A 12,872-nucleotide genomic window follows, 5' to 3' on the forward strand; every position below is an offset into this window, starting at 1 on the left:
CCCACCAGGTACGGTCGGGGCATGCCGGGAACACCAGCAGGGATCCGTGTCCGCGCCGTCGCCGTCGCCGTGCGGGACCGCGAGGTGCTCGTCGTCCTCCGACACCGCGACGACCGGTCGTACGCCGTGCTCCCCGGGGGCGGCCTCGAGGCCGGCGAGACCCCGCAACAGGCGTGCGTGCGGGAGCTCCGCGAGGAGACCGGTCTCGGGGGCGTCGCCGAGGCGTTGTTGCCCGTCGGGCTCGATCGCGATGCCCCGGCGCTGTACTTCCGGGTCAGCGTCGAGGGCGGGACGCCGCGGATGCCCGACACCGCACCGGAGGCCAGGCGCGCGACCGCCGAGAACCGGTACGACCCCGCGTGGGTGCCGGTCGACGACCTCGAGCGCATCGGGCTCCGCCCCGAGCGCGCCCGCCGGGCCGTGGAGCTCGCGCTCAGCGGACCGCGCTGACGGCGGCGTCGAGCTGGTCGAGCACCGCATCGAGGCCCTGGTCGGGACCACCGACCCACGTGAGGTGCATGCGGGTGGCGAGGAAGGCCTCCAGTTCGACCAGGACGTCCGCCATCAGGTCGCCGCCCAGATCACCGTGGATCACCGGACCCGATGCGGCACGCGCCGTGAAGCGGCGGTCCGCCTCGGCGGCGTCGAGGCGGAGTGCGCACTCGACGAACCCCGCACCCTCGTCGGCGGCGAGCGCCGCGAGCTCGTCGATGAACGCGTCGGCCCTGGCGTACTGCGGCACGATCACGTCTCGGCCGGAGCCGAGGTGCGCGCGCATCGCGGCCATGGCCATCGCGCGGGCGGCGTTCCCGGCCGGGCGGAGCTGCGCGTCCCACCCGCCGATCATCGCGCGCAGCACGTCGATGTCGAACGCGACGGGCATCGACGGCGCGTGCCGCTCGGCCCAGGCACGAGCGGTGGTGGACTTCCCGCTCGCCGGGATGCCGTTCAGGTGGACGAGGACGGGCCGCGGCATCAGCTGAGTCCGGCCGAGCGGAGCTCCTCGGTCCAGCGTTCGATCGCCGTGCTGATCTGGCCGCGGGCATCGGCGCGGGAGATGGTCGCGGTGCGGTCCCCCGGCTGCGCACCGTACGCCCCGAAGTCGGCGTGGTTCGAGCCCTGGATCTCGGTCATCGTCGCGTCCGCGGGCAGCAGGTGCCGCGCGGCGTCGATCTTCGCCGGCATCGACAGGCCGTCGCGCGACCCGGAGACGCTCAGCACGTCGAGGCCGGTGTCGGACAGGTCGTTCGCGCAGTAGCTCCCGAGCAGCAGGAGGCCGCTGACCCCGGGGTCGTCGGCGAGCTGGCACGCCCGGACCCCGCCGAGCGAGTGGCCACCGACCGCCCAGGTCCGGACCTCCGGCGCGTGCGACTCGAACGTGGCGAGCGGTCGGGTGTCGAAGAACGCCAGGTGCAGCGTCGGCTTCGTGATCACGACCGTCGTACCGCTCGCGATCACCTGCCGGAACGTCGCCATGTACGCGTACGGGTCGACCTTCGCGCCCGGGATGAACACGACCCCGACGCCGTTCGCGGACCCGGTCGGCGTCATCACGACTGCGTCCCCCGCGTCCCGCACGGCGACGCGATCATCCCGCCAGACCTGCAGCGCAGCGGACCGGGTGCCCTGCATGACGATGTTCGCCCACACCAGGAAGACGACCACGACGACGAGCAGCACCGCCACGATCCAGGCGGTCCAGCGCAGTGCTCGGTTCATCGGGTCTCCTCCGGTCGTCGTGCGGTGACGGTCAGCCAGCGTTCCTCGGCGCCCGGCGCGGTCGTCTCGCGGACGACGACGTCGGTCCACCCGGTCTCGGACACCACGGACGCGAGTTCGTCCTCGGTCCAGTAGGTGAAGTGCCGGGGGCGGTCGAGCTTCCGCGTGCTCCAGTCGTCACCGTCGCCGCGTTTCACGGTGGCGGCGAGGACCCCGTCGGGGACGACGGCCACGAGCGCACGACGGAGCACGCCGGGGAGTTCCGCGCGCCGGACGTGGAGCAGCACCGCGTTCGCGAACACGGCGTCGTACCCGCTGCCGAACACCCCGGTGCGGACGTCGAGCACCCGGGCGGCGTGCCCGTCGGCGCGGAGCCGCTCGACGAACGAGCGGGCGCCGTCGGTCCGGTCGACGCGGAGCCCGGCGGCTTCGAGGGCGAGTGCGTCCCGCCCGGGGCCGGAGCCGAGTTCGAGGACGCGTGCACCGGGGGTCACGAGCGTCAGCAGGTCGTCGACGAGGCCGGCGCGGTGCCCGTCGGTCCGCTCGGCGTACAGTCCGGCTGACCGCTCGTAGGTGTCGAGCGTCCGGTCGGCGGTGAGGTCCCGGCGCATGACGACCTCGTGCCGGCCGTCGGGGAGCCGGTCGCCGGGGACGTCGGCGACCGTGAAGCCGTTGCGCTCGTAGGTGCGGCGGGCGGTGTCGTTGTCGGGCATCACCGAGAGCTCCAGCTCGGTCGTGCCCGCCCCAGCAGCCCACCGAGCGATGGCCTCGATGAGCAGTCCGGCGACACCCCGGCCGCGGACGGCCGGGTCGACCCACATCGAGATGAGCTCGGCGCGGTCCTCGTCCGTCGGCGCACCGCTGGCCATGCCGACAGCGCGGTCGCCCTCGACGGCGAGCAGGTCGAGCGCTCCGGGGATGGACAGGCGTGTCCGCCACCGGTCCTCTGGTGCGTCCGCCCAGTCGGCGAGACGGGACCCGAACGCGTCCGGCGCATCGGTGAGCGCCGCCAGTCGGACGGGCCGCCACTCCCGCCAGTCGTCGGCGGTCACCGCGCGGAGCTCGATCGTCACGCCCCGACGCTACCGCTCCGCGCGGCGGCGCTCACGTCCGTTCCGGCCCGGTCGTCCCGACGTCCCGGCACCGTTGCACCCCCGTTCGAACATCGCGCCCCGTCAGGACAGGGCGCGATGTTCGTGTCGGGGTGTGACGGAGCGGCCGTCTCGCCTCCGAGCCGAGGGGACTACGCGGTGATGGCAGCGCGGATCTCGGCGGCGGCGGCACCGACGTCGGACGCGCTGTAGATCGCGCTGCCGGCGACGGCGACCGTCGCACCGGATGCCTGGACGTCCGCGACGGATGCGGCCGTGACGCCACCGGCGACCGAGAACGGGACGCCGGAAGCCTTGCCGTCGTCGAGGAGCGTGGAGAACGTGAAGCCCTCCTCGGCCTGCTCGTCGAGGCCGGCGTGCATCTCGACGAACTCCGCGCCGAGTGCGATGACCTCGCGGGCACGTGCTGCCTTGTCGGCGACACCGATCAGGTCGACGACGACACCCTTGCCATGCTTCTTCGCCGCGGTGACGGCGCCGGCGATCGTGCTGTCACCGGCGACGCCGAGCACGGTCACCAGGTCGGCACCGGCTTCGAACGCGATCCCGGCTTCGAGCTCGCCCGCGTCCATCGTCTTGAGGTCGGCGAACACGGTCTTGTCCGGGTGCGCCTGCTTGATCGCGGTGATCGCGGAGAGCCCGGCGCTCTTGATGAGCGGGGTGCCGAGCTCGAGGATGTCGACGTGCGGAGCGGCCGCGCCGGCGAGCTCGAGGGCGGCTTCGGTGGTCAGGGTGTCCATGGCGAACTGGAGCTGCATGGTGGTGGTGCCTTTCATTCGAGGTTGGCGTGTCGGGGCCAGAGGTCGTCGGCGGACTGCCCGCCGCGGGCCCAGAGCGTGTGGAAGAGCGCGTCGCCGAGGAGGGCGACGGCCTGTTCGAACAGCCCGCCGGCGTACTGCGCGGACGCGGTGCCGGAGCGGTCGGTCTTCGTCGCGGCGGGGAGCACGACGGTCGTCGTCGCGACGGACGACAGCGGGGAGTCCGACGTCGTGGAGACCGCCACGACCGATGCGCCGACGGATGCCGCGGTGCGTGCCGCCTGCACGATCCCGGTCGTCGTGCCGGAGCCGCTCGCGACGACGAGCAGGTCGCCGGGGCCGATCGCCGGGGTGGTCACCTCGCCGACGACGTGGACGTCGAGCCCGAGGTGCATCAGGCGCATCGCGGTCATCCGGAGTGCGAGCCCGGATCGACCGGCGCCGTGCACGAACACCCGCCTGGCGTCCTCGACGAGCGTGACGAACTGCGCGGTCGCCTCGGGGTCGATCCGCGGCGCGAGGTCGTCGAGCTCACGGAGGACGAGCCCGAAGGACTCGGGGACGGTGGGTTCCTGCATGCCGACGAGCCTGTCGTGCTGAGGCCGATCCCACCGCTCCCCGACACGGCGGGAGTCCCACCCGATCGGGTGGCCCCGTCCTCTCGGGTGGGACCGGTACGTTCGGCCGCGTGGGAGCGACGGATCAGGACGGCACGGATCAGGACGGCACGGATCGGGACGGTACGGAGGCTCGGCTCGGCCCCGCCAGTCGGCGCGCGGCAGCGGAGCACGCCAGGACGGTCGCAGAACAGGCCGACCGGCACGCGCTCACGTTGGAGTCCGTGCTCGCGGTGCTCCGGTCCCCGCGGGTGGGCGACGCCGCTGCCCGGTCGGAGGCCGTCGAGATCGCCTCGGCTGCGCTCGTCGAGCTCCGGACGCTGACCGACCGGCAGCGGAGCACGCTGCTCGAACCCGTCACGGGCGCGTTCTCACGGCTGCGCGCCGACCTGCGTCCCCTCGTCCGGTTCGGCGACCTCGACGTGCAGTTCGTCGAGCCGCCGGCGACCGGCCGCGCGCTGCCCGGCGACGTCGCCCACGCGGCCCGCGCGATCGTCCGCACCGCCGTGCTCGCACTCGTCGACGCCGGCGAGGCCCACCGCGTCCGGATCCAGTGGGACTGCGACGGCCGGAACCTCCTCATGCAGCTCCGCGACGACGGCGCGGGCACCCTGGATGCGCATGACGACACCATGCGGCCGATCGCCGAACGGGTCGTGGCGCTCGACGGGCGGCTCGCGGTCGAGTCGACGCCGGCGTGGGGATCCGTCTTGGACATCTCGCTCCCGCTCGACCCGGCACCCGGCACGGTCGACGTCGCCGACGACACCGACCTCACCCCGCGCGAGCAGGACGTGCTGCGGCTCGTCGCGACGGGGGTGGGCAACCAGGAGATCGCCGACGGTCTCGGAATCAGCGTGAACACGGTGAAGTACCACGTCGCGAACCTGCTCAGGAAGCACGGCGCGAGGACCCGGGCGGAGCTGGCAGCGGCCAGGTCCTAGGGGGTGAAGCGGTACCCCATGCCCGACTCCGTGACGATGTAGCGCGGGGACGACGGGTCCGGTTCGAGCTTCCGCCGCAGCTGCGCGACGTAGAGCCGGAGGTACCCGGAGTCGTTGCCGTGCGACGGTCCCCACACCTCGGTGAGCAGCATCTCCCGCGTCATCAGCCGGTCCGGGTTGGCGATCAGGACCTCGAGCAACCGCCATTCGGTCGGGGTCAGGCGGATCGCCGGGCCCTCCGCCGGCAGGACCTGCTTCGCAACGAGGTCCACCACGAGGCTCCCGATCCGCACCGTCGGACTCGAGTCCGTCGCCGCGGCGGCCGCCGCCTGCCGACGCCCGAGCGCCCGGAGCCTGGCGAGCAGTTCGTCCATCTGGAACGGCTTCGTCACGTAGTCGTCCGCGCCGGCGTCGAGCGCGTCGACCTTGTCGGCGGAGTCCGTCCGCCCGGACAACACCAGCACCGGCACCTGCGACCAGGAGCGGATGCCCTCGAGCACGCCGATCCCGTCGAGCCGCGGCATGCCGAGGTCGAGCATCACGAGGTCCGGCCGCTCGGTGATCACCGCGTCGATCGCGGCGCGGCCGTCCCGGGCGGTGACGACGTCGTACCCGCGCGCCGTCAGCGTCACGCCGAGGGCACGGACGAGCTGCGGGTCGTCGTCCGCGACGAGGACCTTCATCGTGCCTCCACCCCGACGTGCCCGGCGATCGGGAGCCGCACCACCATCGTCAGGCCGCCGCCTGGGGTGTCGTCGGCCTCGATCGTCCCACCCATCCCCTCGGTGAACCCCCGCGCCAGGGCGAGCCCGAGCCCGAGCCCCGTGTCGTTGTCGGTGTCCCCGAGCCGCTGGAACGGCTGGAACACGTCGTCGCGCTGCGCCTCGGGGATCCCGGGTCCGTGGTCGGCGACGCGGAGCTCCACCGACCCGCTGAACGCACTCGCCGCGACGCGCACCGTCGTGCCCGCCGGGCTGTGCCGCACCGCGTTCGCGAGCAGGTTCACGACGACGCGCTGCAGCAGCACCGGGTCGGCGAGCACCGGCGGCAGGTCGCCGGGCAGGTCGAGGTCGACGTCGTCCGGACCGAGCTCCAGCTCGTCGAGTGCCGGCGCGACCACGGTCTCCAACGGGAGGGCGACGGGGGTGACCGCGAGCACTCCCGCCTGCACCCGCGAGACGTCGAGCAGGTCGCCCAACAGCACCGCGAGCTGGCCGAGGCTCTCGTCGGCGGTGGCGAGCAGAGCCTCCCGGTCGGCGTCGGAGAGCCGGATGTCGCTGGCACGGAGCGTCTGCACGCTCGCGCTGGCGGCCGCGATCGGCCGCCGGACGTCGTGGCCGACGGCCGCGAGGATCGCGCTCCTGACCCGGTCCGCCGCGGCGATGCGTTCCGCGTCGACCGCGGTCCTGGTCAGCTCGCGGTGCTCCAGCGCCGCGTCGATCTGCTGCTCCACCACCCGCAGCAACCGGCGCTGGGTCGGGTCGTCCGGTGCGCCGGCGAACTCCAGGACTGCACCGGACGGGAGGCTCGTGGTGGCGTCAGGCACGTCGCCGAACGTCCCAGACGTGGCCGGCACCATGTCCCCCTGGCGGACGCGCAGACCGGTGTAGCCGAACGCCTCGCGGGTCCGCTCGACGAGGGCCTGGAGCGCGTCGTCGCCACGGAGCACGCTGCCGGCGATGCCGATGAGCAGCCCGGACTCGGCCGCGGCACGGCGGGCCGTCCGCGAGCGTCGGGCCGAACGGTCGACGACGAAGCTGACGAGCACGGCGCTGATCACGTACATCACGAGGGCGACGAGGTGCCAGGGCTGCTGCACGGTGACGCGGTACAGCGGCTGGACGAAGAAGTAGTCGAGGCTCAGCCCGGACAGCACCGCGGCGAACACGGCGGGCCACATCCCGCCGACGAGCGCCACGACGAGCACGAGCAGCTGGTACGCGAGGACGTCCACGGTGATCGCGTCGGGGGTCTTGCCGAACGACAGCAGCCAGGTCAGCAGCGGTCCGACGACGAGGGCGAGGCCGAACGCGCTGAGCACACGGCCACGGGACAGGCTGCCGCCGAGCCGCGGGAGCGCGAAGCCACCGCCGGCGCGTTCGTGGGTGACCACGTGCACGTCGATGTCGCCGGACTCGCGGATGACGGTGTTGCCGATGCCGGGGCCGGTGAGCGCGGCGGCAGCCCGCGTGCGCCGGCTGACCCCGATGACGATCTGTGTGGCGTCGATCGACCGCGCGAAGCGGACGAGCGTCGTGGGCACGTCATCGCCCACCACCTGGTGGTACGTCCCGCCGAGCTGCTCGAGCAGTGCACGCTGCGCACCGAGCGCGCCAGGGTGCCGTTCGCGCAGCCCGTCGTTCGTGGTGACGTGCACGGCCGCGAGCTCGCCGCCGGAGGACCTGGCGGCGATCCGGGCCCCGCGACGGAGGAGCGTCTCGCCCTCCGGACCGCCGGTGAGGGCGACGAGGACGCGCTCGCGCGCCTCCCACCGGTGCTCGATGCCGTGCTCGGCCCGGTAGCGCTTCAGGGCGTCGTCGACCTCGTCCGCGAGCCACAGCAGGGCGATCTCCCGGAGCGCGGTGAGGTTGCCGAGGCGGAAGTAGTTCGACAGTGCGGCGTCGATCCTGGCGGCCGGGTACACGAGGCCCTCGGAGAGCCGCTCGCGCAGCGCCTGCGGCGACAGGTCGACGACCTCGATCTGGTCCGCTGCCCGGACGACCGCGTCGGGGACGGTCTCGCGCTGGACGGTCCCGGTGATCTCGTGCACGACGTCACCGAGGGACTGCATGTGCTGGACGTTCACCGTCGAGACCACGTCGATGCCCGCCGCCAGCAGGGCTTCGACGTCCTGCCACCGCTTGTCGTGCCGGCCGCCAGGTGCGTTCGTGTGCGCGAGCTCGTCGACCAGCGCGACGTCGGGGTGACGGGCGATCACGGCGTCGAGGTCCATCTCGTCCAGCTCCACGTCGCGGTGCCGTTCGACCCGGCGGGGGACGACCTCGAGCCCCTCGACGAGGGCGGCCGTGGCGGCGCGGCCGTGGGTCTCCACGACGGCGACGACCACGTCACGGCCCTCGTCGCGGAGCCGGCGTCCCTCCTCGAGCATCGTGAAGGTCTTCCCGACGCCGGGTGCGGCCCCGAGCAGCACCCGCAGCTTGCCTCGCTTCACGCGCTCATCCTCGCATCAGCCGAGCGTCGCGAGGGCGAGGTTCAGCTGCAGGACGTCCACCGCCGGTGCACCGAGGACGCCGAGCTCGCGGGACTCCGTGTGCTCCTCGACGAGCTTCCGCACGTCGTCGTCGCTGAGCCCGCGAGCCGAGGCCACGCGCTGCACCTGCTGGAGCGCGTACTCCGGGCTGATGTCGGGGTCGAGGCCGGAGCCCGACGCCGTCACCGCGTCGGCGGGCACGTCAGACGGGTCGACGTGGTCGGCCGCGGCCACGGCCGCACGGCGGGACTCGATGGCCTTCTCCAAGTCGGGGTTCGACGGCCCGAGGTTCGACCCGGACGAGGCGTTCGCGTCGTACCCCTTGTCGCCGGCGGCGGACGGTCGCGACTGGAACCAGCGGTCGGCCTGCTTCCCGGTGAAGGACTGGCCGATGAGCGACGACCCGACGGGCTTGCCGTCCTGGGACACGATCGAGCCGTTCGCCTGGTCGTGGAAGGCGGCCTGGCCGACGCCCCAGACGGCGAGCGGGTAGGCGATGCCGAGCACCACGGTGGCGAGGAGGGTGAGCCGGACGGCGACGCCGAGCGAGCGGAGGGATGAGCGAGATGTGGTTGCCATGACTAGAACCCCGGGAGGAGACCGACGACGAGGTCGATCAGTTTGATGCCGATGAAGGGGACGATCACGCCGCCGACCCCGTAGAGGAGCAGGTTGCGGCCGAGGATCGACGACGCCGATGCTGCGCGGTACTTGACGCCGCGCAGGGACAGCGGGATGAGCGCCACGATGACGAGCGCGTTGAAGATCACGGCCGACAGGATCGCGGACGACGGGCTGTGCAGCCCCATGACGTTGAGCGCCGCGAGGCCGGGGAACGCCAGCTGGAACATCGCCGGGATGATCGCGAAGTACTTCGCGACGTCGTTCGCGATCGAGAACGTGGTGAGCGCCCCACGGGTGATGAGCAGTTGCTTGCCGATCCGGACGACGTCGATGAGCTTGGTTGGGTCCGAGTCGAGGTCGACCATGTTTCCGGCCTCCTTCGCCGCGGTCGTCCCGGTGTTCATCGCGACGCCGACGTCCGCCTGCGCCAGGGCCGGGGCGTCGTTCGTGCCGTCGCCCGTCATCGCGACGAGGTTCCCGCCGCCCTGCTCCCGCTTGATGAGCGCGAGCTTGTCCTCCGGCGTGGCCTCGGCGAGGAAGTCGTCCACACCGGCCTCGGCCGCGATGGCCTTCGCCGTCCGCGGGTTGTCCCCCGTGATCATCACGGTGCGGATGCCCATGCTCCGCAGCTCGCCGAACCGCTCGCTGAGCCCGTCCTTGACGACGTCCTTGAGGTGCACGACGCCGAGCAGCGACACGACGCCGTCGGCCGAGCGACGCCCGACGACGAGCGGTGTCCCGCCCTGGTCGGAGATCTCCGCGACCGTCGCGTCGATCGCCGCGACGACCCTCCCAACCGGCACGGCCGGCTCGCCGCTGGCGCGTCGATCCGGAACCGGCGGTCGGGGCCCAGCGTCGGGGGTTCCAGCCCAGCCGAGGACTGCCGCAGCGGCGCCCTTCCGGACGGACGACCCGTCCGGCAGGTCCATGCCGGACATCCGGGTCTGCGCGGTGAACGGCACCTCGACGGCCCCGTCCGACGCGTCCACGACGACCCCGGCCTGCGCCGCGAGCTCCACGATCGAGCGGCCCTCGGGCGTGCCGTCCGCAGCACTCGAGCGTGCTGCCGCCTCCATCAGCTCCGCCTCGGTGACGCCGGGCACCGGGACGACCCGCGACGCCCGACGGTTGCCGTACGTGATCGTGCCGGTCTTGTCGAGGAGCAGCGTCGTGATGTCCCCGGCCGCCTCGACCGCACGGCCGGACATCGCGAGGACGTTGTGCTGCACGAGCCGGTCCATGCCCGCGATGCCGATCGCCGAGAGCAGCGCGCCGATCGTCGTCGGGATGAGGCACACGAGCAGGGCGATGAGCACCGGGACGCTGACGTCGGCGCCGACGAGGCCCGCGATGGGCTGCATCGTCAGGCAGACGATGACGAAGACGATCGACAGCGACGCGAGCAGGATGTTCAGCGCGATCTCGTTCGGCGTCTTCTGGCGCGCGGCTCCCTCGACCAACCGGATCATCCGGTCGATGAAGGTCTCACCCGGCGTCGAGGTGATGCGCACGACGATCCGGTCGGACAGCACCGTGGTGCCACCGGTGACGGCGCTGCGGTCACCACCGGACTCCCGGATCACCGGTGCGGACTCACCCGTGACGGCCGACTCGTCGACCGACGCGATCCCGTCGACCACGTCGCCGTCGCCGGGGATCACCTCGCCCGCGACCACGACGACCACGTCCCCCTTCGCGAGGTCGACGGATGCGATCTCCTCCGTGTCCGCGGCGAGCGCCGACGGGGCGGACGTGTCGTACCCGAGGACGCGGCGAGCCGTGGTGGTCGAGCGCGTCTTCCGCAGCGCCTCCGCCTGTGCCTTGCCGCGCCCCTCGGCGACGGACTCCGCCAGGTTCGCGAACACGACGGTCAGCCAGAGCCAGACCGCGATGGCGATCGTGAACGCGGACGGCTCGACGACGGCCGCCGCCGTGGTGAGGGCTGCGCCCACCTCCACGATGAACATGACGGGGTTCCGCCACATGAGCCGCGGATCGAGCTTCCGGAGTGCGCCCGGGAGGCCCGACACCAGTTGCCGGGGTCCGAATGCGGACCGGCGCGTGGCCGGTTCCGAGGTGGTGTGCGACTCCGGTACGGAGGTCACGGATGTCATGACAGTCCTTCTGCGAGGGGGCCCAGTGCGAGCACCGGGAAGTAGGTGAGTGCGGTGACGATGACGGCGACGCCGCCGAGCAGGCCGATGAAGAGCGGCCGGTGGGTGGGGAGCGTGCCGGCGGTCGCCGGGACCTTCTCCTGGGACGCGAGCGAGCCGGCGAGCGCCAGGACGAAGGCGATCGGCACGAAGCGGCCGAGCAGCATCGCGACGCCGAGAGCGGTGTTCATCCAGGTGGTGTTCGCGGTGAACCCGCCGAACGCCGAGCCGTTGTTGTTGCCGGCACTGGTGAACGCGTAGAGCAGCTCGGACAGCCCGTGGTTGCCGGGGTTGAACAGCGAGGTGCCGATCGTCTGTTCGCGGACGCCGGGGATGACGAGCGAGAGCCCGGTCCCGAGGAGCACGACCGTCGGCGTGACGAGGATGTACAGCGCGGCGTAGGTCATCTCGCGGGCGCGGATCTTCTTGCCGAGGTACTCCGGCGTCCGCCCGACGAGCAGCCCGCCGATGAACACCGTGATCACGGCGAGGACGAGCATGCCGTAGAGACCGGAGCCGACCCCGCCCGGGGTGACCTCGCCGAGCATCATGTTGACGAGAGCCATCAGCCCGCCGACCGGGGTGAAGCTGTCGAACATGCCGTTCACCGCCCCGGTCGAGGTGGCCGTCGACGTCGTGCCGAAGAGCGTCGTGCCGAGGATCCCGAACCGGACCTCCTTGCCCTCCATCGCAGCGCCTGCCGCCTGCGTGGCCGATCCACCGCCGGCGAGCTCGGCGATGGACATCACCGAGAGCGAGACGAGGAACAGGACGCCCATCACGACGAGGATCGCGCGACCCTGGCGGCGGTCGCCGACCATCGTGCCGAACGTCCGGGGCAGGCTGAACGGGATGACGAGCATCAGGAACACCTCGACGAGGCTCGTCCACGCGTTCGGGTTCTCGAACGGGTGCGCCGAGTTCGCGTTGAAGTAGCCGCCGCCGTTCGTGCCGAGGAGCTTGATCGCCTCCTGCGACGCGACGAAGCCGTCCGGGATGTGCTGCGTCCCGCCGACGAGCGTCGTGACGTCGGTGCCGCTCCCCCACGACTGGATGACGCCACCCGCCACGAGCACGATCGCGAACACGAAGGACAGCGGCAGGAGCAGCCGGCCGGTCCCCCGGACGACGTCCACCCAGACGTTGCCGATCGTGCCCGAGCGTCGGCGGGCGAACCCGCGGACGAGGGCGACCGCCACGGCGAGCCCGACGGCTGCCGACAGGAAGTTCTGCACCGCGAGGCCGGCCATCTGGACCGAGGAGCCGAGCGTCGCCTCCGGCGAGTACGACTGCCAGTTCGTGTTCGTGACGAACGACACCGCCGTGTTGAAGGACAGCGCCCATCCGACGTTCGGCAGCCCGAGCGAACCAGGCAGCACCGACTGGATGCGCTGCAGGACGATGATGACGACGATCCCGACGGCACTGAACAGCAGCACGCCGCGCAGGTACGCGCGGGACGACTGCTCGGCGTCCGGGTCGACCCCGATCACCCGGTACACGAGTCGTTCGACCCGGCCGTGGTGGGTGGACGTGAAGACCCGCGCCATCCAGTCACCCAGCGGGCGGTGGCAGACGGCGAGCAGCAGGACGAGCACGGCGACCTGGGCGATGCCCGCCCAGGTCGTTGCCGCGCTGCCCATCAGAACTGTTCTGGACGCACGAGCGCCCAGACGAGGTAGACGACCGCGGCGATGCCGAGGACGGCGGCGGCGATGGTGATGCCGAGCACGA

Annotated in this window: 13 protein-coding genes; 2 read left to right on the top strand and 11 right to left on the bottom strand. The window is 72.4% G+C overall.

The features are described from left to right. Positions 1–21 precede the first annotated feature (21 nt). Positions 22–450, top strand: coding sequence for an NUDIX domain-containing protein (locus ACIPJ2_RS02080; RefSeq protein WP_402727332.1), 429 nt, complete (start codon positions 22–24; stop codon positions 448–450). Here ACIPJ2_RS02080 and ACIPJ2_RS02085 read toward each other — a convergent pair. The 5 genes from ACIPJ2_RS02085 to hxlB all read right to left on the bottom strand — a co-directional run bounded on the left by ACIPJ2_RS02085 (position 434) and on the right by hxlB (position 4,167). Continuing rightward, positions 434–976, bottom strand: a complete 543-nt coding sequence (locus tag ACIPJ2_RS02085) for an AAA family ATPase (protein ID WP_402727333.1) — start codon at positions 974–976, stop codon at positions 434–436. The two genes, ACIPJ2_RS02080 and ACIPJ2_RS02085, sit on opposite strands and share 17 nt — an antisense overlap. Further along, positions 976–1,719, bottom strand: a complete 744-nt coding sequence (locus tag ACIPJ2_RS02090) for an alpha/beta hydrolase (protein WP_402727334.1) — start codon at positions 1,717–1,719, stop codon at positions 976–978. The genes ACIPJ2_RS02085 and ACIPJ2_RS02090 overlap by 1 nt, the downstream gene beginning before the upstream one ends. Further along, on the bottom strand, positions 1,716–2,792 hold the full coding sequence (locus ACIPJ2_RS02095; protein ID WP_402727335.1) for a GNAT family N-acetyltransferase: 1,077 nt from the start codon (positions 2,790–2,792) through the stop codon (positions 1,716–1,718). Before ACIPJ2_RS02095 ends, ACIPJ2_RS02090 begins: the two co-directional genes overlap by 4 nt. Before the next feature lie 170 nt (positions 2,793–2,962). Then, a complete protein-coding gene (gene hxlA, locus ACIPJ2_RS02100) occupies positions 2,963–3,589 on the bottom strand; it encodes a 3-hexulose-6-phosphate synthase (RefSeq protein ID WP_402727336.1) in 627 nt (208 codons plus the stop codon). Between the two features lie 14 nt (positions 3,590–3,603). Beyond that, entirely contained in the window at positions 3,604–4,167 is a 564-nt protein-coding gene (gene hxlB, locus ACIPJ2_RS02105) for a 6-phospho-3-hexuloisomerase (RefSeq protein ID WP_402727337.1), read from the bottom strand. Between the two features lie 110 nt (positions 4,168–4,277). Between hxlB and ACIPJ2_RS02110 the strand changes: the two genes are divergently transcribed. After that, positions 4,278–5,150: a LuxR C-terminal-related transcriptional regulator gene (locus ACIPJ2_RS02110; protein ID WP_402727338.1), complete on the top strand. Its 873-nt coding sequence runs from the start codon at positions 4,278–4,280 to the stop codon at positions 5,148–5,150. On the opposite strand, the gene ACIPJ2_RS02115 is transcribed toward ACIPJ2_RS02110, so the two are convergent. From ACIPJ2_RS02115 to ACIPJ2_RS02140, 6 genes are read right to left on the bottom strand one after another with little or no spacing between them, the layout of a single operon-like run. Beyond that, a complete protein-coding gene (locus ACIPJ2_RS02115) occupies positions 5,147–5,833 on the bottom strand; it encodes a response regulator (protein WP_402727339.1) in 687 nt (228 codons plus the stop codon). The genes ACIPJ2_RS02110 and ACIPJ2_RS02115 overlap by 4 nt on opposite strands. Continuing rightward, complete coding sequence (locus ACIPJ2_RS02120) at positions 5,830–8,322, bottom strand: ATP-binding protein (protein ID WP_402727340.1); 2,493 nt, start codon at positions 8,320–8,322, stop codon at positions 5,830–5,832. The genes ACIPJ2_RS02115 and ACIPJ2_RS02120 overlap by 4 nt, the downstream gene beginning before the upstream one ends. 15 nt (positions 8,323–8,337) lie before the next feature. Further along, positions 8,338–8,940 carry a potassium-transporting ATPase subunit KdpC gene (gene kdpC / locus ACIPJ2_RS02125; protein ID WP_402727341.1) on the bottom strand — a complete coding sequence of 201 codons (603 nt, stop codon included), beginning with the start codon at positions 8,938–8,940 and terminating at the stop codon, positions 8,338–8,340. 2 nt (positions 8,941–8,942) lie between these two features. Beyond that, on the bottom strand, positions 8,943–11,099 hold the full coding sequence (gene kdpB / locus ACIPJ2_RS02130) for a potassium-transporting ATPase subunit KdpB (protein WP_402727342.1): 2,157 nt from the start codon (positions 11,097–11,099) through the stop codon (positions 8,943–8,945). Then, on the bottom strand, positions 11,096–12,781 hold the full coding sequence (kdpA, locus tag ACIPJ2_RS02135; protein WP_402727343.1) for a potassium-transporting ATPase subunit KdpA: 1,686 nt from the start codon (positions 12,779–12,781) through the stop codon (positions 11,096–11,098). Before kdpA ends, kdpB begins: the two co-directional genes overlap by 4 nt. Next, entirely contained in the window at positions 12,781–12,870 is a 90-nt protein-coding gene (locus tag ACIPJ2_RS02140; RefSeq protein ID WP_281266117.1) for a potassium-transporting ATPase subunit F, read from the bottom strand. Before ACIPJ2_RS02140 ends, kdpA begins: the two co-directional genes overlap by 1 nt. Between the last annotated feature and the right edge of the window lie 2 nt (positions 12,871–12,872).

The sequence above is a fragment of the Curtobacterium sp. NPDC090217 genome, assembly GCF_044746705.1.
Classification (GTDB): Bacteria; Actinomycetota; Actinomycetes; order Actinomycetales; family Microbacteriaceae; genus Curtobacterium.

Bases quoted from the DNA above. Each gene is read 5' to 3' on its own strand.
- kdpC (WP_402727341.1), bottom strand. From the start codon at position 8,940: ATGGCAACCACATCTCGCTCATCCCTCCGCTCGCTCGGCGTCGCCGTC.
- kdpA (WP_402727343.1), bottom strand. From the start codon at position 12,781: ATGGGCAGCGCGGCAACGACCTGGGCGGGCATCGCCCAGGTCGCCGTG.
- ACIPJ2_RS02115 (WP_402727339.1), bottom strand. From the start codon at position 5,833: ATGAAGGTCCTCGTCGCGGACGACGACCCGCAGCTCGTCCGTGCCCTC.
- ACIPJ2_RS02090 (WP_402727334.1), bottom strand. From the start codon at position 1,719: ATGAACCGAGCACTGCGCTGGACCGCCTGGATCGTGGCGGTGCTGCTC.
- kdpB (WP_402727342.1), bottom strand. From the start codon at position 11,099: ATGACATCCGTGACCTCCGTACCGGAGTCGCACACCACCTCGGAACCG.
- ACIPJ2_RS02085 (WP_402727333.1), bottom strand. From the start codon at position 976: ATGCCGCGGCCCGTCCTCGTCCACCTGAACGGCATCCCGGCGAGCGGG.
- hxlA (WP_402727336.1), bottom strand. From the start codon at position 3,589: ATGCAGCTCCAGTTCGCCATGGACACCCTGACCACCGAAGCCGCCCTC.
- hxlB (WP_402727337.1), bottom strand. From the start codon at position 4,167: ATGCAGGAACCCACCGTCCCCGAGTCCTTCGGGCTCGTCCTCCGTGAG.
- ACIPJ2_RS02080 (WP_402727332.1), top strand. From the start codon at position 22: ATGCCGGGAACACCAGCAGGGATCCGTGTCCGCGCCGTCGCCGTCGCC.